This window comes from Achromobacter spanius (assembly GCF_002812705.1).
Lineage (GTDB): Bacteria > Pseudomonadota > Gammaproteobacteria > Burkholderiales > Burkholderiaceae_B > Achromobacter > Achromobacter spanius.
In genome coordinates, this window is the sequence record NZ_CP025030.1 from 3,959,342 (window position 1) to 3,975,846 (window position 16,505).

A 16,505-nucleotide genomic window follows, 5' to 3' on the forward strand; every position below is an offset into this window, starting at 1 on the left:
AGGCGCTCGATGAATTTCCAACAACTGCGCTCCGTGCGCGAAGCCGTGCGACAGGATTTCAACCTGACGGACGTCTCAGAAAGCCTGCACACGTCGCAACCCGGTGTCAGCCGCCAGATCCGCGAGCTGGAGGAAGAGGTGGGCGTGGACATCTTCGTGCGCTCCGGCAAGCGCCTGATCGGCCTGACCCCGCCCGGCGAATTGATCCTGCCGCTGGTGGAACAGATACTGCAATGCGCCGACAACATCCGGCATGCGGGCGCCGAGTACGCCGACAGCCGCCAGGGGGTGCTGTCTATCGCGGCCACGCATTCCCAGGCGCGCTACGCCTTGCCGCCCGTCATCAAGGAGTTCCGCCAGCGCTATCCGGACGTGGTGCTGCATCTGCACCAAGGCTCGCCCAAGCAGGTGTCCGAAATGCTGCTCGAGGGCGAGGCCGACATCGGCGTGGCGACCGAAGCCGTGGCGGACTATCCGGGCTTGGTGAACCTGCCTTGCTACCGATGGAGCCACAGCATCATCGTGCCGCGCGGGCATCCGCTGGAGGGCATGCACGACGGCGTCAGCCTGTCGAAACTGTCGCGGTATCCCATCATCACCTACGGCAGGGGCTACACGGGCCGCGCGCATATCGATGAGGCATTCGCTCGGGCCGGCATCACGCCGGACATCGTCATGACCGCCATGGACGCCGACGTCATCAAGACCTATGTCGAGCTTGAACTGGGCGTGGGCATCGTCGCCGCCGTGGCCTGGGACCCCGAGCGCGACACGCGCCTGAGCGCCATTGATGCGCGCCACCTGTTCGAGATCAACCTGACCCGCCTGGCCATCCGCCGAGGTGCGTGGCTGCGCGGCTATGCGTTTCATTTCATAGAGATGTTCGTGCCGACGCTGACGCGCGACGTGGTTGAAACGGAGTTGAAGGGCGCGGGCTGACTGGCCGGCGATAGAAATCGTCTGAGTAGGCGCGCTCATCGCCACCACTGCGCGCATATCCATAGACGCATTTCTACGTTGTCCGGCGTGAGGCGCCCACGTAGCCTGGGTCTTTCTATTCTTAAAAGCCCAGGTCATTCCATGAGTCTCTCTATCCAAGCGGCCCCGCCGGTGATCAGCAAACCCAGCAAACCCAGCCAACACAGCAAACCCAGCCAACACAGCAAGCACAGCGAACGCGCCCAGGCCGTGCGCGCCTTTATCGCCCAGGTTCGAAAGTGGATTCCCGACGCGGCGCACGCCACGCCGCAAGCGCTGACCCAGGTGGCGGCGTTGCTCGAGGCGCTGGGCCTGCGGCGCGACCTGTTTCCCGCCGAGGCGTTCGCCCTGGTGCCGGAACGTCCTGCTTCGCTCTACCGCCTGGCCGAAGATATCGACGGCGGCTATGCGTTGTATTTATCGCTGGGCGGCCCCGGCAAGGCGCAGCCGCCGCATGATCACACCACCTGGGCGATCATCGCGGGCGTTCACGGCACGGAACGCAACGAGGTGTATGCCCGCGCGGCTACCGAAGACCCCTTGCGCGATACGCTGACGCACGTGCGCCGCGTGGATGTGGGGCCGGGCGCGTCCATCGTGCTGGGGCCCGATGATGTGCATACCATTGAACTGGTGGGCGACGAAGCGGGCGCGCATCTGCACTTTTACGGCCTGGCGCTGGATCGCCTGCATGGCCGCGTGGTGTTCGAGAGCATCGCGGGCGGTACCTATCGCACGTTTTCGCCGCCGGCCGCCATCTACCATGCGCGCGTGTCGGCCAGCATCTTGCAGGACGCGCTGCGCGGCGATGAAGAAATTGCCGTGCTGGACGTGCGCGAAGCGGGCCGTTATGCCCGCCGCCATCTGCTGGCTGCCGTGCCCGCGCCGCTATGGCGGCTTGAGCTGTTGGCCGATAGGCTGGTGCCGCGCCGCGACACGCGCATCGTGCTGGTGGATGACGACGAGTCGCTGGCGCACCAGGCGGCCGCCAAGCTGACCCGGCTGGGGTGGACCGATGTGACGGTCCTGGAAGGTGGCACCGACGGATGGGCGCGCGCGGGCCTGGAGGTGTTTTCGGGAACCAACGTGCCCAGCAAGGCGTTTGGTGAAGTCATCGAACACGAAAAGCACACGCCGTGGATCGACGTGGACGAGTTGCATGAGCGCGTTGCGCGCGGTGACGACATTGTGGTGGTGGATAGCCGCACGCCCGAAGAATTCCACCACTTCACGCTGCCGTTCTCGCACAGCCTGCCGGGTGCCGAACTCGTCTATCGCATCCGCGAGCTGGCGCCGGACCCGAACACGTTCGTGGTGGTCAATTGCGCGGGCCGTACGCGCAGCATCGTGGGCGCGCAGACCTTGATCGACGCAGGGATTCCCAACCGGGTGGCGTCGCTGCGTAACGGGACCATGCAATGGCTGCTGTCCGGACGCGAACTGGCCTACGGCCGCAAGGCGGCGTTGCCCGAACCGGGCGATGCGACTTTGAGCGCGGCGCGGCAACAGGCGCGTGATGTGGCGCAGCGCGCCGGTATCGGCTATGTGGACGCGGCGACCTTGCAGGCGTTCGAGGCGGACCAGGGCACGCGCACGCTGTACAAGTTTGATGTGCGCACCCGCGAGGAATATGAAGGCGGCCACCTGGAAGGCTGGCGCTGGGCGCCGGGCGGCCAGTTGGTGCAGGCCACGGACGAGTATCTGGCGACCCGGCGTGCCCGCGTGGTGTTGGCGGATTGGGATGGCGTGCGCGCGCTGACCACTGGGGCCTGGTTGGCGCAGTTGGGGGCCGTGGAGGTCTATCTGTATCAGCCCGCGGCCTTCGCGCCTTTGCAAAGCGGTCCCGAGCCGCGTCGCGTGTTGCGCCATCGGCCGGACGTCGCCCGCGTGCGGCCCTTGGCACTGCGCGCGGCGCTGGACGCGGGCCAGGCCGTCGTGTTCGACGTGGAGTCGCGCGTGGCCTATGAGCGTGGACATGTGCCGCACGCACGCTTCGCGGCGCCTGACCGGCTGACGGAATTCCTGCCGTCCGACGAGGGCCGCAGCGTGGTGCTGACGTCTTCCGACGGGGTGCTGGCCGGTGTTGTGGCCGCTGAACTGGCCTGGCGCGGTGTTCGGCGGGTGCAGGTTCTGTTGGGCGGAACGCGGGCGTGGAAAGAAGCTGGCCTGGATCTGGATACCGGCGCGTCAGGCGTATTGACCAGCGACGACGATCAAAGCATCAGCCCCTATCTGTTTGATGATTTGGCGGCGCGTGATGAAGGATTTCGGGAATACCTGGACTGGGAACTGGGGTTGGTTGCGCAACTGGAGCGCGACGGTGGCGAGCAAATTCGCCTGATCCCGGCGCCGCAATAAAGGCACGAGGTACGCCCCGCCAACCCGGGCGAGGGGGGCAGCGGGGCGTACCCATTCCAGGTCCGCGGCGCTTCTGGTCTGCCTCGCTTGGGGCTGTCAGGCCAATTCCAACCGGTTTCCACCCAGCGATTTTGCGCGGTACAAGGCACGGTCAGCGGCCGCCAGGCTATCGGCCAGCGGCGGCGCGTTGTGTTCAAACCGCGCCAGCCCGATGCTGACCGTGGCGCGGATGGCGCTGCGATCAACCTGTTCCGAATACGTGTCGGCAAAACGTTGCGCGACGGCTTCGCCCAGCGCCTGCGCGCGCCGCGCCTCGTCGCCCGTCAGCAGCGCGGCGAACTCTTCGCCGCCGATACGGGCCAACAGCACGCCCGGCCCGGCCACGTTCTGCGCGATGTCGGCAAACCCCTTGAGCACTTGGTCGCCCGCCTGATGCCCGTGTCGGTCATTGATGGATTTGAAGTGGTCCAGGTCAAACGCCAGCACGGCCACCGGCCCTTGGTTTGCATGGGCGTGTAACAGGCGCGTGCCTTCTTCGAAAAACCAGCGGCGGTTGCCCAGGCGCGTCAGGTAGTCGGTTTGCGATTCGCGCAGCAACTGGCCGTGCGCTTCTTCGCGCACCAGCTTGAGCAGCGCCATGGGCAGCAACACCGAATACAGCACGCCTTCGTACATGGTGATATTGCTGGATGCCAGTTGCACGGCGGGGCCGTACGCGCTGACCAGCCAGGGCAGGATCAAGGCCCGGAAGGCATAGAACAGGGCATGGATGCCGGTGATGGCGACGACGAAGCGCCGGGGCGCCAGCGGCTTCAGTGGCGTGCAGCGCCACATTTCCCAGGCGGTCAGGGCCGCCACGGCGGCAATGGGCGCCGCGCTGACGTAGCTCCACATGATGCCTTGCCAGCGCGTGCCGGCCGCTGTCCACAGCAAGGCCGTCATGGCCAGCAACGCCGCCGAGGTCCAGCGATACTGCTTGCCGTTGAAGGCTGCGACGCCGTGCAGAACCAGCAGGTAGCCGCTAAGGATGATGAAGTTGCTTAGCCCAGGGCCGAGCGCCGCGGGCAGGTGGCCGCGCAACAGCACCACGGTACAGCCGGCGGCGATGGTGGTGAAGCCCACGGCCAGCAGTCCCAGTTCCTTGCCGCGCCGGGTGTTCGTCCGGTATTCCCAATAGAGCATCCCGGCGCTGGCAAGCAGCGTCCCGATGACGAGTAGGTAAAGCGTGTAGAGATCGACGTGCATCCCGGCGGTATCAGCGTGGCGCCGACACGTGTTGCCGACAGCGGGATTTTACGGGGAAAACTGCCCCTTTATCTGTTACAGGCCGGCGTGTTGCGTGGCTGCAAACAGGTCTTCGGTATGCACCATCAGCGCGCGCACCTGATGCAGCAGCGGGTACTGATTCAGCACGCCGGCCCATTGCGGCGTCGTCAGCAATCCTTGCCAAACGGCCTCCAGCGTTTGTGGGTCGGCGGGTTCGCCGCGCGCCAGTTGGCTGGCGTAGGCAACGCTGGCTGGCGCTGACAGCAATTGCATGCGGCACGCGGCGTTCAGCAAGCGTGGCGCGTCGACGGGTTCGTCGGCGGGCGCGTCGCAGCAATAGAGCACGGCGCTTGCCAGGTCGGGGCCTTGTGTGGGCAAGGCGCTTAAGGAAGCGCCGCGCAGCGCGACGGTGCCTTGGTGCGACAGGAACGGGTAGATGACGTCGGCGTCCGCCTGCGCCAGCCGTTGCATGCCGCGCAGCAAACGGGGGAAGTCGGTACTGGCTGCGTCCACCGACGCCTTGGCCTCGACCAGCAGGCACACGTCCCAGGCGGGCTCGGCATCTGGCGGGCCGGCGCGGCGCAGCAGGGCGGCATCCCACTCGCTCTTGGCGCGGTCGGCCGAGCCGGGCAGTTCGGGCGGCACGTGCATCGAGGTCACCACGCGGTAGGTGTCGGGCCCCGGTGTCGTGCCTTGCGACCCTTCTGTAGAGGCAGCTGCAGAGGCTTCTGTATTGAGGCGGCGCGCCAAGGCCTCCAGCGCTTTCGCAGCCTGTGCCTCGACAGCCGCGCCACGCTGTTGCGCGGCTAGGCCTCGCGCCACCGCGCCCGGCGTGCCGGAGCGGGGACCATTGCGGCTCCATAGCGCTTGATATCGCTGCACCAGCGGGTCGCAGGCCAAGGCGTCCAGGCGGGACAGGTGTTCCAGGGCGGAGCCCTCGCGCAGCCGGGCCAGGCTGCGTGCCATGGCGGAATCGCTTGCCGCGTCGGGCAGCGCGTCGATCCGCTCGATGGCCTCGGACAGCGCCGCCCACGCCGATGCCGACGCGGCGGCTTGCAACGCGCCCAAGGCATCGCGCCGCGGGCCGGGCGGCATGCGTTGCAGTTTGGCGGGGTGGGCAACGGCGTTGACGGCCGCCACGACGTCACGCCGGTCGGGCTCGGCGCCCGCCGCCAGCGAGGCGTATTCGCGTACCTGCACGGCTTGGTGGCGCAGGACCATGGCCTGGATGGCGGGGTCGCCCTGGTTCTCACGCATGGCTTCGCCGATCAGATGCGCCAGGGCGTCGATAAACGTCTGCTTGACGGTGGCGGGCGGCGTGTCTGAACGGGCCAGCGCCCGCCGCGCCTGGTCGATGGCCACGGCCAGCGTGCTGGTGCAATGGCGGTTGAGTGCAGCCGGCGCCGCGTCCAGCGCTGCTTCGGGGGTGTCCGGCACGCGAAAGCGGCGGGCGACGATGCGTAGCGTTTCGTCCAGCAGGGCGGGGCGTGGCGGCAGGGGCATGGGGGGTACCGGCTTAGTCAGACTGTGGCGCCGTAAGCCTAGCCTGTTGCGGACGTGGGCGCCAATACCGGCATGCCCACTGGCCCCCCGCAGCGTCCTTACTTGAACATTGCGGCGTTGTCTTGCAGCACCGTGTCGGCGCACTGGGCGTCCAGGTGGCCCCCCGGTGCGCCTGCCACGCCGATGGCGCCGATGACCTTGTCGCCCGCCTTGACCGGCACGCCGCCGCCCAAGAGCAGGAAGCCCGGAATATCGGTCAGGTTGGCGGCGCCCGGATTCTTCTGCGCGTTCTCCATCATGGTCAGCGTGGGCGTCTTGGCGGACACGGCCGTGAATGCCTTGGCGCGGCTGGCCTCGATGGTGTGCGGGCCGGCGTTGTCGGCGCGGGCGAAGGCCTTGAGCAGGCCGGCGCGGTCCACGACCGAGGCGCTGACGTTGTAGCCCTTGGCCTGGCAGGCGGCGACGGTGGCGGTGGCGAGCGTTTGCGCATCGGCCATCGACAGGTTGGTTTCCGTCAGCACGGCGGCGTGGGCGGCGGCGGAGAAAGCCAGCGTGGAGGCCAGCGAAGAAGCGAGGGTGGCAAGGGTAGTACGCGTCATGGTCTGCATCCTTTTTGTGGGTGTCATCAGGAGCAGTCAGTGTGGCCAAAACGCGCGGCGGGCGGTATACGCCCGACTACTCGCGCGCCTCCGTAGCGTTACGGAGGGCCGCGCGCCGGGCTAGTCGAGCAGGCTGGCGTATTGGCGGATCAGTTGCGCCAGCGAGTCGGCTTCCAGCTTGGCGAAAACGTTGGCCCGATACGTTTCAACGGTGCGTGGCGACAAGTCGAATTCGCGCGCGATTTCCTTGTTGCTCATGCCTTGCACGATGCGCGCCAGCACCTCGTGTTCGCGTCCGGACAAGCGCGCCAGCCGGTCGGCGGCGGCCTGGGTCACGGCCAGCTTTTCGCGGCTGGCGATGTGGGTGCGCACCGCGGCCTGCACGGCGTCCAGGAACACGTCGTCATCCACGGGTTTTTGCAGGAATTCCATGGCGCCGCCCTTGAAGGCGCGGCGGCACAGGTCCACGTTGGCATGGCCCGTCAGCATGACGACCGGCAGGTCGGACTGCGCGGCCAAACGGCCAAGCACGTCCAGCCCGCTGATGCCGGGCATGCGGATGTCCAGCACGACGCAGCCAATGGCGCTAGCGCTCAGTTGCCCCAGAAAGGCCTGCGGGTCGTCAAAACCCACGCTGCGCAGGCCCACGCTACGCAGCAGCAGGGCCAGCGCATCGCGCACGGCGTCGTCGTCATCCACCAGGTACACCAGTGGGGATTGGTTGGGCGTGCGCGCGTCCGTGGTGTTCATGCGGGGGTCTCCGAGCGCGGCAGGCTCACGGTGAAACAAGCGCCCGAGGGCTTGAGGTTGCGGGCCGCGATGCTGCCGTCCATGGAACCCGCCAGCGTTTCGCACAAGGCCAGCCCCAGCCCCATGCCTTTCTTGCGGGTGGTGTAGAACGGGGCGAACAGGCGGGGCAGTGCGTCGGCGGCGATGCCGGGGCCGGTGTCGCTGACGGTAAACCGGTATTCGTCGCCGTCGGCGCGGCCTTCCAGTTGGATCAGCCGTGTGCCGTCGGCGCCGGCCAGCGCGTCGGCGGCGTTTTGCACCAGGTTGTGCAGGATCTGTTCCAGCGCCACGCGGTCACCCAGCGGCCGCGCGCCAGGGCTGGCGTTGTTCCAGGTCAGGCGGATGCCTAGCCGGGCCAGCTCGGCCTCGCGCAGAAAAAGCAGCGAGGCCACCAGCGCGTCCGGGTCCAGCGCTTCGCGCCGCGCGGGGGAACGCGGCTGCACCAGCGCACGCATGCGGCTGATGATGTCGGCGGCGCGCTTGGCCTGCTCGGCGCTGGCCAACAGCGCGTGGCGCACGGCGGGGCGTTCGTCCTCGTCATCCAGCAGGCGCTGGGCGGCGCGGGTCTGGGCCAGGATGGCGGTCAGGGGCTGGTTCAGTTCATGCGCGATGCCGGCCGCCATTTCGCCCAGCGTGCCCAGGCGCGCCATGGTGGCCAGGCGGGCCTGTTCCTGCTGCCGGTGCGCCTCGGCGCGCGAGCGCTGCCACGCGGCGGCGGCGGCCACCAGCAGGGCGCTGGCCACGGCCCAGAAGAGCCAGGCTTTCCATGGCCAGAAGCCGGGGGTCAGCGTGCGGGTACTGCGCATCTGGAAGGCCTGGCTGGCCGCGCCCAGCGGCTTTTGCAGGGTCATCGTCAGCCCCCACGCATCGTCTGCCTGCTTGGATAGCAGCGCCAGCGGCGTGCCGTTCAGCATCAGGCTCAGGTTGCCCAGGCCCGGGGGAAAGTCCGCCTCGGGCACCAGTTGGCGGGCATCCAGCAGCAGGCTCCAACTGGAGGGCGCAATCAGCCAGTAGCGGGCGTCGTCCACCGGCAGGGTCACCGGGCGGGCGGCCTCGCGGGCACGCGCCACGGCGGCGGACAATGCCGGCGGCGGGGGCAGGCTGCCGGTCCAGGCGCCATCAGCCAGGTAGCCCAGCCCCAGCAACTGCGGCATGGCCGGGTGCAGGCTGGGATACAAGCGTTCGGGGGTGGGCGGATGCGACAGCGCCGTCAGGGTGGCCAGCACGGCCTCGTGCTGCACCGTCTTCTGGCTCAACATGCGCTGCGCGATGCTGGTGGCTTGGAAGAAGCGGTCGTGGAAGTCCAGGTATTCCTGGCGGGCGATCCAGGCGGCGCCCAGACAGAACAAGACCAGCCAGCAGAGGAGGGCGCGCGTGCGCGATAGGGGATTCACGGGTGAAATTATGCCCTGCGGCCGTTGCGCCCCGGAATCCGTAGGGCTACGGAGGCGTCACGCGGCGCGCGGGGAGGCCAGGCTGGCCGGATCGGCCTGCGAATTGGCCGACACCGTCATCTGGTACAGCGCGGCCACCAGATCCGACTGCGTGATCAGCCCGACCAGGGTGCGCGAGGCGTCCAGAACCGGCACGCAATGCAGGGCGTCAGACATGGGCCGGGCCAGTTCGATGACAGGCAGGTCCGGGGTGGCGAAGGGCACTTCGCTGCGCAGGCAGTCGGAAACGCGCAGGCGCGGCGGCGCGGCGTCATCCGGCGTGACCGCAAGCGGGCGGGCCTTGCGCGCCAGCACGTCGGCCTGCGACACCATGCCGACATAACGGCCGTTCGCGTCAACCACCGCCAAGGCTTGCAGCCGGTGCTTGTCGAACAGGCGGATGGCGTGGTCCAGGGGCTCGTGTTCCTGCACGGTGACGACATCGCGCGACATGACGTCGGCGCACGACACCTCGCCAAAACGGCGCACGCTGGCGCGCAGTTCGGCGGCCAGCACGATGTCTTCCAGGTCTTCCTTGCTGATGTCCAGGAGCTCGCCGCGCTGCGCCAGGGCATCGTCCAGGTCGGCGCGGCTGAAGCCCAGGCGGGTGCTGGGCGCGGCGTCGCGCGTGTGATGGCCCTGTGCCGGGTCGGCATGGCGGCGGGGGTAATTGCGTTTCAGGGCGCCGTTGAATGCCACGGCAATGCACAGCAGGATCAAGGAATTCAGGCCCACCGGCCACAGTGCGAAGCCATAGCCCAGGCTGGCTACGGACGGCCCGCCCAGCACCGCGGTCAAGGCCACCGCTCCGCCGGGGGGATGCAGGCAGCGCAGGCTGAACATGGCGCCGATGGCCAGGGCTGCCGCGACGGCCGCAGCCAAGCCGGGCAGCGGAATCATCTGGGCGCAGAACACGCCGATCAGGGCCGACACCACGTTGCCCGCCACGATGGACCAGGGCTGTGCGAGCGGGCTGGCGGGCGCGGCAAACAGCAGTACGGCCGACGCGCCCATGGGCGCGATGAACCAAGGGCTGGCCGCGCCCAGTGCGTGCCGGCCCACCCATTCCGTGCAGAACAGCCCCAGCAGCGCGCCGAGCACGCCAAGGATTTTTTCACGCCCGTTGGCGCCTACCGGCGCTGGCGCGAACGCGCTCAGCCAGCGCTTGAATGCCACCCCCAAAACGATCTCCTCGCGTGCATGAAATATATCGTGGGGCGACAATTTATCACGCGGCGGCTTACTGCCCGCTTATGTGCTTATGCACCGAAGCGCTCAGGTCGCGTCGTCGCCGATGCGCGCCAGCAAGCGGCCCAACAAGGGACGCATGGCGCGCAATTCTTCCAGGTGCGCGGCGGACAGGCTTTCCAATACCCGATCAGCCTTCGGCGTCAGCACGACTTCAACACGGCGACCGTCTTCGGGATCGGCCTCGCGGCTGACCAGGTCCAGCCGGGCAAGGCGGCTGACGAGCTCGGCGGCCGTATGCGGACGGATCAACAGTCGGTCGGCGATTTCGCCTACGTACAGCCCGCGTCGGTCGGGCGGGGTTTTGCGGGTGCCTTTGATGGCCAGCAGGGTTTGATGCTGCTGCGGGGTCAGCGCCAAGGCGCCCGCCGCGCCTTCACTGAAGGCAGCGAAGGTGCGCAGCGCGTAGCGAAAGTCAGCCAGCAGTTCGTAGTCGGCGGGAGACAGGGGAGTGGGGGACGGAGTCGTTTTCACAGGCGAATTCTAATATGACGACACGTGAATACGTGCCGCGCTTCAGTGTCGTTAGTACGCTCCATTACCGCTTTCGTTACCGCTTTCGTTGCTGCTTTCATTGCTGCTTTCATTGCCACATTCACGGGCCATATTCACGGGCCACATTCACCCGCCACATTCAGGCACCCCGTGTCGCCCCTAATTCCCACAGCACTTCCAGCACGTGCTGGGTGGCGCGTTCGACTTTCTCCGCGCGGTGCGCGATGCCCAGCGGCCGCCACAACGCCGGGCGCAACGGCCGCATGATGATGCGCGGGTCGGCTTGCGGCGCGGTGGCTTCGTGCGGCAGCAGGGTCGCGCCGTAGCCGGCGGCCACCAGGCTTTTGATGGCGTCGTTGTAATTGAGCTGGATGCGGGGGCGCGGGTTCAGCCCGGCGGCGGCGAACCATTCGCCGGTCTGGCGCGAGAGCCGCGTGGTGGTGTCGTTCAGGATCAGTGCACGGTCCGCCAGCCAGGCGGGCGTGACGCGGGCGGGCGCCTGCCAGCTTGCGGGCAGAAAGGCCATGACCGGATCGCGTCGCCACGGCTTGATGACGAGGCCATCGATAGGCGGCTGCGGCAGCGCCACCAGCCCCACGTCCAACGTGCCGGCGTTCAAGCGCTGCAAGGTTTCCTGAGAGGTCAGCACCGCCACCTGCACGTCGATACCGGGGTGATGGCGGCCCAGTGTTTCCAAGGCGCTGGGCAGCAGATGCGCAATGGCGCCGGTGGAGGCGCCCAGGCGCACGCGGCCAGACAGCCCCTGCACCTGCCGTTGCACATCGTCCAGCGCCTGGTCGGCTTCGGCCAGCAGCCGGCGGGCGCGTTCCAGCAGCGTGTCGCCAATGGTGGTGGGCCGGACCTGGCCCCGCTTGCGCGTCAAAAGCGGCGCGCCGACGCGAGCTTCCAGATCGGCCACGTGCAGGCTGACGGTGGGCGGCGCCAGATGCAGCGCGCGGGCGGCCTCGGCGAATGAACCCAGGTCGGCAATGGCGACCAGGGTGCGCAGGCGGTCCAGGCTGATTTCACGCATAGGGTTGACGTTCAGTAAACATGAATTGAACGGTCATGATATTCGACTTTTCTTATCGATGGCCACGGTCGAAGATAGCGGCTACATCAAAGCCTTCAACCCTATCAACCCCTCCCTCAACGGAGCAGCCATGACCCACCCCCTAGTCTTTATCGACGGCGACCAAGGCACCACCGGCCTGCAGATTCATGAACGTCTGAACGGGCGTACCGACCTGCGCCTGCTGACGCTGCCCGAGGCCGAGCGCAAGGATCCGCAACGCCGTGCCGACGCCATCAATGCCAGTGACGTGGCCATCCTGTGCCTGCCCGACGAGCCCGCGCGCCAGGCGGCGGCGTCGGTGGTGAACCCAGCCGTGCGCGTCATCGACGCCAGTTCGGCGCATCGCACCACGCCGGGCTGGGTGTACGGGTTTCCGGAGATGAGCGCGGGGCAGGCCGACTTGATTGCGCGGGCCAAGCGGGTCAGCAACCCCGGCTGCTACCCCACGGGCGCCATCGCCTTGCTGCGCCCCTTGATCCAGGCGGGGCTGGTGCCCGCCGACTACCCGGCCGTGGTGCACGCGGTGTCGGGCTATTCGGGCGGCGGCCGCGCCAGCGTGGATGCCTATGAAGGGGCGGGCGGCGTGCAAGGGCCGGCGTTCCAGTTGTACGGCTTGGGCCTGGCGCACAAGCACACCCCCGAGATCGAAGCACATGCGGGGCTGACGCAGCGCCCGGTGTTCGTGCCGGCCTACGGCGCATTCCGCCAGGGCATCGTACTGACGATTCCGTTGCAGACGCGCTTGCTGCCGGCTGGCGTAAACAGCGAACAATTGCATGCTTGCCTGCAACAGCACTACGTGGACACCACGCATGTGCAGGTGGTGCCGCGCCAGGAAGCCGCCAGCCACACGCATCTGGATCCGCAGGTGCTCAACGGTACCAATGACCTGCGTTTGGCGGTCTACGGCAACGAACAGCACGGCCAAGTGTTGCTGACCGCGGTGTTCGACAACCTGGGCAAGGGCGCGTCCGGCGCGGCCGTGCAGAACCTGGACCTGATGCTGGCCGCGATGGCATAAGGGGATGGCATAAGGTGATGGCATAAGGCAATGGCGCCTCGCTGGAAGCGGGGCGCCATCGCTGTTCAGGGCATCACGCGTTTATCGTCACCCCTGCATTGCCCTACCACTTCATTTCGCCCTTGGCGACCTTGGCGCTCAACTCCAAGGACGCGGCGGCGCCCGCTTGCGGGTACTGCGCCTTCATGGCGGCGATCAGCGCGGCGCTGTCGGCGGCCTTGGCGGTTTGCGTGTCAAAGGCGCGAATGTAGCCCTGCGTGTAGCGGACCGATTCCAGGGTCAACGGTGCACCCGCTGCGTAGTGGCCCGGAATGACCGTCACCGGCTTCAGCGCTTCAATGCGCGCCAAGGTGGCCAGCCAATCCTTGTGCGATTGCGGCGTCTGCGTATCGGCCATCCACACATGCAGGTTGCCGAACACCACGACGCCACCCACCACGGCCTTCAACGACGGAATCCACACAAAGCTGCGGTCCGGCTGCGGGCCGTCCAGGCCGGTGATTTCCAGCGCCTGGCCTTCCAGCGTCAATGTGCTGCCTTTCAGCACCTGCGGAATCACGGCCCGGGACGGCGCATCCGCGCCCAGCTTGGGGCCCCAGAACGCCAGCTTGCCGTCCACCGTTTCCTTGATGTGCTGCACCGTGGGTTCGGTGGCGACGACACGTGCATCCGGGAAGGCGGCCACCACGGTGTCCAGGCCGAAGTAGAAGTCGGGGTCGCCGTGGCTGATGTAGATGGTGGTCAGCGTCTTGCCGCTGTCGCGCACCATTTGCACCACTTTTTCGGCTTGTGATTTACCAAACTGCGCATCGATCAGGATGGCTTCGCGCTGGCCGCTGACCAGCACGGAAGACACTTGGAAGATGGCATCGTTGCCGGGGTTGAAATGGGTCAGTTGCAGATCGGTGCCGGCGGCGTGGGCAACATAGGCGGGGCTGATCAACAAGGTTAGCGCGGCGCCTTGCAGCAGGCGGCGAAAGGTGGGCAAGGAAGACATGGCGGCGGCTCGTGAGTGAAGTAAGAAGGAAGCCAGTCTAGTAGCGCTATTCGCGCCGATCTATCCCTGTCTTTGCCAGAGTCTGTTGCGCATTTCGATCAGATCATGCCGGCGCGGGGTCAGCCAGCGTGGCCTCGACCTGGCGCCGCAGCCACATCGTGCCCGGGTCGCTTTCAAAGCGCGCGTGCCAGTGCACGGTCACGCTTAGCGGTGGTAGTGCGATGGGCAGAGGGCGGATGTCAAAAGCGTTGTCGCGGTTGAACCAGATGGCCGCGCGATAGGGCAGCGTGACCGTCAGGTCGGTGCGGCGGACGATTTCGGCGGCGGCCGAGAAATGCGGCAGCGTCAGGTAGGGTTGCCGGTGCATGCCCGCTTCGCTCAAGACGTCGTTCAGCAAGCGGTGCGCGCTGGCGCGCGAAGCCACCAGAATGTGATCCAGCCGCTTGAACTGGCCGCGCGTCAGCCCCGCCGACAGCACCGGGTGGCCGCGCCGGCCCATGCATGCATAACGTTCGCTGAACAGATCGGCGTGGCACGTGTGGCGGCCCAGCCCGGCCAGGTTGCCGATGGCCAGGTCGATCTCGCCCTCTTTCAGTGCTTGCGGCAACTGTTCCAGAGCAACCTCCAGCACTTCCACCTGCAAGCGCGGCGCCAGCGCATGCACGCGCTCCATCAGCGGCGGCAGGAACACCATTTCGCCGATGTCGGACATCGACAGTCGAAAGCGGCGGGTGCTGGTGGCCGGGGCGAATTGCTGACGCAGGCTGACCGCTTCCGCAAAGCTGTTCATGCCGCGTTCGATGGGGTCGGCCAGCGCAAAGGCCACCGGCGTGGGTTGCATGCCGGTGGTGGTGCGCACGAAGAGCGGGTCGTCAAATTGTGCGCGTAATCGGGCCAGCGCGTAGCTGACGGCGGGCTGCGTCAAGTTCAGCCGCTGCGCTGCGCGGGTGACGCTGCGTTCATGCAGCACGGTCAGGAAAACCCGCATGAGATTCAGGTCGAAGTCCACGCATGCCTCTGATATCAGTCCTATTTATAAGATAAATAATAGCCATAAATTTGACACATAAATAGTTGATTCCTAGACTAATTTCACGAAAGCCGCCGTCCGCAAGGCCGCGGCAGAACAACCGGGGAAAGCGTCGTCATGCATGCGTTGACATTACCGTCGTTGTTGGTGGAACAGGCCGCGCGCCAGGGCGAGCGCTTGTGGGTGCAGGCGCCGGGCGGGTCGTTGCGGTTCTGCGATGCGCCGGCCCACGCAGCAAGCTGGGCCGCGCGGTTGGCGTCGGCGGGCGTGGCGCGGGGCGATCGGGTGGGGCTCATGGCCGGCAACCGCCAGGAATTTCTGTCGATCGTGCTGGGCTGTGGCTGGCTGGGCGCGGTGGTGGTGCCCATCAACACCGCGTCGCGCGGCATGCAACTGCGGCACATGCTGGCCAATAGCGGTTGCGTGTTGCTGGTGGCGGATGCGGCCTCCTGTCCGGCGCTGGCGGGCCTGGCATCCGTGGGCGACGCGGCGCACGATGGCCCCTTGGCCTTGCGCGCGATCTGGCTGCTTGACGACGTTGATGCTTCCCACGCGCTGCCCGCGCCAGCGACCCTGGTGCCGTCGAAACTTCCTCCGCCATTGCCCGCCGCCGATATCCAGCCCGGCGACATGCTGGCCATTCTCTACACCTCGGGCACCTCCGGCCCGTCCAAGGGCGTGTGCTGTCCCCACGCGCAGTTTTATTGGTGGGGCAAGATAGCCGCGCGCAACCTGGAAATTTCGGATGCCGACGTGCTCTACACGAGCTTGCCGCTGTTCCATACCAACGCGCTTAACGCCTGCTTCCAGGCGCTGGTGACCGGGGCGTCCATCATTTGCGACGAGCGCTTTTCGGCAAGCCGCTATTTCGACCGCCTGCAAGCCACGAACGCCACCGTCACCTATCTGCTGGGCGCCATGGTGCCGATGCTGCTGGCGCAAGAGGCCCGGCCGTCCGAACGCGGCCACCGCACCCGCATCGCCTTGGCGCCCGGGGTGCCGGAACGCTTCCATGGCGTGTTCGCCGAACGCACCGGCATGGCGCTGCTGGAAGGCTACGGGTCCACCGAAACCAATTTCGCCCTGGGCGGCACGTTTTCCGAGCAGCGGCCAGGCACGATGGGCCGCGTGGCGCCCGAGTTTGACGCCATCGTTGCCGACGAGCACGACGCGCCGGTGCCCGATGGCGAACCGGGCGAGCTGCTGTTGCGCGCCACGCCGCCGTTTGCCATTGCCACGGGCTATTTCGGCATGGCCGACAAGACGGTTGAGGCCTGGCGCAACCTGTGGTTCCACACGGGCGACCGCGTGGTGCGCGATGCCGACGGCTACTTCCGGTTCCTGGACCGCCTGAAAGACGCCATCCGACGCCGGGGCGAGAACATCTCGTCCTATGAAGTGGAACAGGTGCTGCAAGCGCATCCGGCCGTGGCCACCGTAGCCGTCTACGCGGTGCGTTCCGAACTGGCCGAAGACGAAGTGATGGCCGCGTTGGTCTACAAGGCGGGGCACGCGCCCACGCCCCAAGCCCTGCTTGATTTCTGCCAGCCTCGCATGCCGTATTTCGCCGTGCCGCGCTATGTGCGCGTGCTGGACGATCTGCCGCGCACCGAAAACGGCAAGGTCCGCAAGTTCCGCTTGCGGGAAGAAGGTATCACCGGCGACACCTGGGACCGGGACGCCGCCGGCTATCGCGTGGCGCGCTGAGGCGCC

Annotated in this window: 13 protein-coding genes and 1 pseudogene; 4 read left to right on the top strand and 10 right to left on the bottom strand. The window is 67.2% G+C overall.

The window, feature by feature from the left end; genetic code table 11:
* Positions 1-9 precede the first annotated feature (9 nt).
* Together CVS48_RS17920 and CVS48_RS17925 are read left to right on the top strand one after the other, a co-directional pair.
* Complete coding sequence (locus CVS48_RS17920) at positions 10-939, top strand: CysB family HTH-type transcriptional regulator (protein WP_100855605.1); 930 nt, start codon at positions 10-12, stop codon at positions 937-939.
* A gap of 141 nt (positions 940-1,080) precedes the next feature.
* Positions 1,081-3,336: a rhodanese-like domain-containing protein gene (locus tag CVS48_RS17925; protein WP_100855606.1), complete on the top strand. Its 2,256-nt coding sequence runs from the start codon at positions 1,081-1,083 to the stop codon at positions 3,334-3,336.
* A gap of 96 nt (positions 3,337-3,432) precedes the next feature.
* On the opposite strand, the gene CVS48_RS17930 is transcribed toward CVS48_RS17925, so the two are convergent.
* The 8 genes from CVS48_RS17930 to CVS48_RS17965 form a co-directional block, all read right to left on the bottom strand.
* Positions 3,433-4,581 (bottom strand): GGDEF domain-containing protein, encoded by a 1,149-nt coding sequence (locus CVS48_RS17930; RefSeq protein ID WP_100855607.1) that lies wholly within the window; start codon positions 4,579-4,581, stop codon positions 3,433-3,435.
* Between the two features lie 75 nt (positions 4,582-4,656).
* Positions 4,657-6,105 (bottom strand): MltG/YceG/YrrL family protein, encoded by a 1,449-nt coding sequence (locus CVS48_RS17935; protein WP_100855608.1) that lies wholly within the window; start codon positions 6,103-6,105, stop codon positions 4,657-4,659.
* A 98-nt stretch (positions 6,106-6,203) separates the two neighbouring features.
* Positions 6,204-6,704, bottom strand: a complete 501-nt coding sequence (locus CVS48_RS17940) for a GlcG/HbpS family heme-binding protein (protein WP_172616229.1) — start codon at positions 6,702-6,704, stop codon at positions 6,204-6,206.
* Between the two features lie 120 nt (positions 6,705-6,824).
* A complete protein-coding gene (locus CVS48_RS17945; protein ID WP_100855609.1) occupies positions 6,825-7,454 on the bottom strand; it encodes a response regulator transcription factor in 630 nt (209 codons plus the stop codon).
* On the bottom strand, positions 7,451-8,887 hold the full coding sequence (locus CVS48_RS17950) for a sensor histidine kinase (RefSeq protein ID WP_100855610.1): 1,437 nt from the start codon (positions 8,885-8,887) through the stop codon (positions 7,451-7,453). The genes CVS48_RS17945 and CVS48_RS17950 overlap by 4 nt, the downstream gene beginning before the upstream one ends.
* 57 nt (positions 8,888-8,944) lie before the next feature.
* Positions 8,945-10,108, bottom strand: a complete 1,164-nt coding sequence (locus tag CVS48_RS17955) for an HPP family protein (RefSeq protein ID WP_100855611.1) — start codon at positions 10,106-10,108, stop codon at positions 8,945-8,947.
* A gap of 93 nt (positions 10,109-10,201) precedes the next feature.
* Entirely contained in the window at positions 10,202-10,648 is a 447-nt protein-coding gene (locus tag CVS48_RS17960; protein ID WP_100855612.1) for a MarR family winged helix-turn-helix transcriptional regulator, read from the bottom strand.
* Between the two features lie 160 nt (positions 10,649-10,808).
* A complete protein-coding gene (locus tag CVS48_RS17965; protein WP_100855613.1) occupies positions 10,809-11,702 on the bottom strand; it encodes a LysR family transcriptional regulator in 894 nt (297 codons plus the stop codon).
* Between the two features lie 130 nt (positions 11,703-11,832).
* On the opposite strand from CVS48_RS17965, the gene argC reads away from it, so the two are divergent.
* The gene (argC, locus tag CVS48_RS17970; RefSeq protein WP_100857726.1) at positions 11,833-12,765 is read left to right on the top strand and encodes an N-acetyl-gamma-glutamyl-phosphate reductase; all 933 of its coding nucleotides are present in this window, start codon (positions 11,833-11,835) and stop codon (positions 12,763-12,765) included.
* A gap of 103 nt (positions 12,766-12,868) precedes the next feature.
* On the opposite strand, the gene CVS48_RS17975 is transcribed toward argC, so the two are convergent.
* Both CVS48_RS17975 and CVS48_RS17980 read right to left on the bottom strand, forming a co-directional pair.
* Positions 12,869-13,762, bottom strand: a complete 894-nt coding sequence (locus tag CVS48_RS17975; protein ID WP_100855614.1) for an MBL fold metallo-hydrolase — start codon at positions 13,760-13,762, stop codon at positions 12,869-12,871.
* 103 nt (positions 13,763-13,865) lie between these two features.
* The gene (locus CVS48_RS17980) at positions 13,866-14,771 is read right to left on the bottom strand and encodes a LysR family transcriptional regulator (RefSeq protein ID WP_242001239.1); all 906 of its coding nucleotides are present in this window, start codon (positions 14,769-14,771) and stop codon (positions 13,866-13,868) included.
* A gap of 126 nt (positions 14,772-14,897) precedes the next feature.
* On the opposite strand from CVS48_RS17980, the pseudogene CVS48_RS17985 reads away from it, so the two are divergent.
* A pseudogene (locus tag CVS48_RS17985) lies at positions 14,898-16,499 on the top strand (ATP-dependent acyl-CoA ligase); the annotation flags it as partial.
* Positions 16,500-16,505: the final 6 nt, after the last annotated feature.

Bases quoted from the DNA above. Each gene is read 5' to 3' on its own strand.
- argC (WP_100857726.1), top strand. From the start codon at position 11,833: ATGACCCACCCCCTAGTCTTTATCGACGGCGACCAAGGCACCACCGGC.
- CVS48_RS17925 (WP_100855606.1), top strand. From the start codon at position 1,081: ATGAGTCTCTCTATCCAAGCGGCCCCGCCGGTGATCAGCAAACCCAGC.
- CVS48_RS17930 (WP_100855607.1), bottom strand. From the start codon at position 4,581: ATGCACGTCGATCTCTACACGCTTTACCTACTCGTCATCGGGACGCTG.
- CVS48_RS17935 (WP_100855608.1), bottom strand. From the start codon at position 6,105: ATGCCCCTGCCGCCACGCCCCGCCCTGCTGGACGAAACGCTACGCATC.
- CVS48_RS17965 (WP_100855613.1), bottom strand. From the start codon at position 11,702: ATGCGTGAAATCAGCCTGGACCGCCTGCGCACCCTGGTCGCCATTGCC.
- CVS48_RS17940 (WP_172616229.1), bottom strand. From the start codon at position 6,704: ATGACGCGTACTACCCTTGCCACCCTCGCTTCTTCGCTGGCCTCCACG.
- CVS48_RS17920 (WP_100855605.1), top strand. From the start codon at position 10: ATGAATTTCCAACAACTGCGCTCCGTGCGCGAAGCCGTGCGACAGGAT.
- CVS48_RS17945 (WP_100855609.1), bottom strand. From the start codon at position 7,454: ATGAACACCACGGACGCGCGCACGCCCAACCAATCCCCACTGGTGTAC.
- CVS48_RS17975 (WP_100855614.1), bottom strand. From the start codon at position 13,762: ATGTCTTCCTTGCCCACCTTTCGCCGCCTGCTGCAAGGCGCCGCGCTA.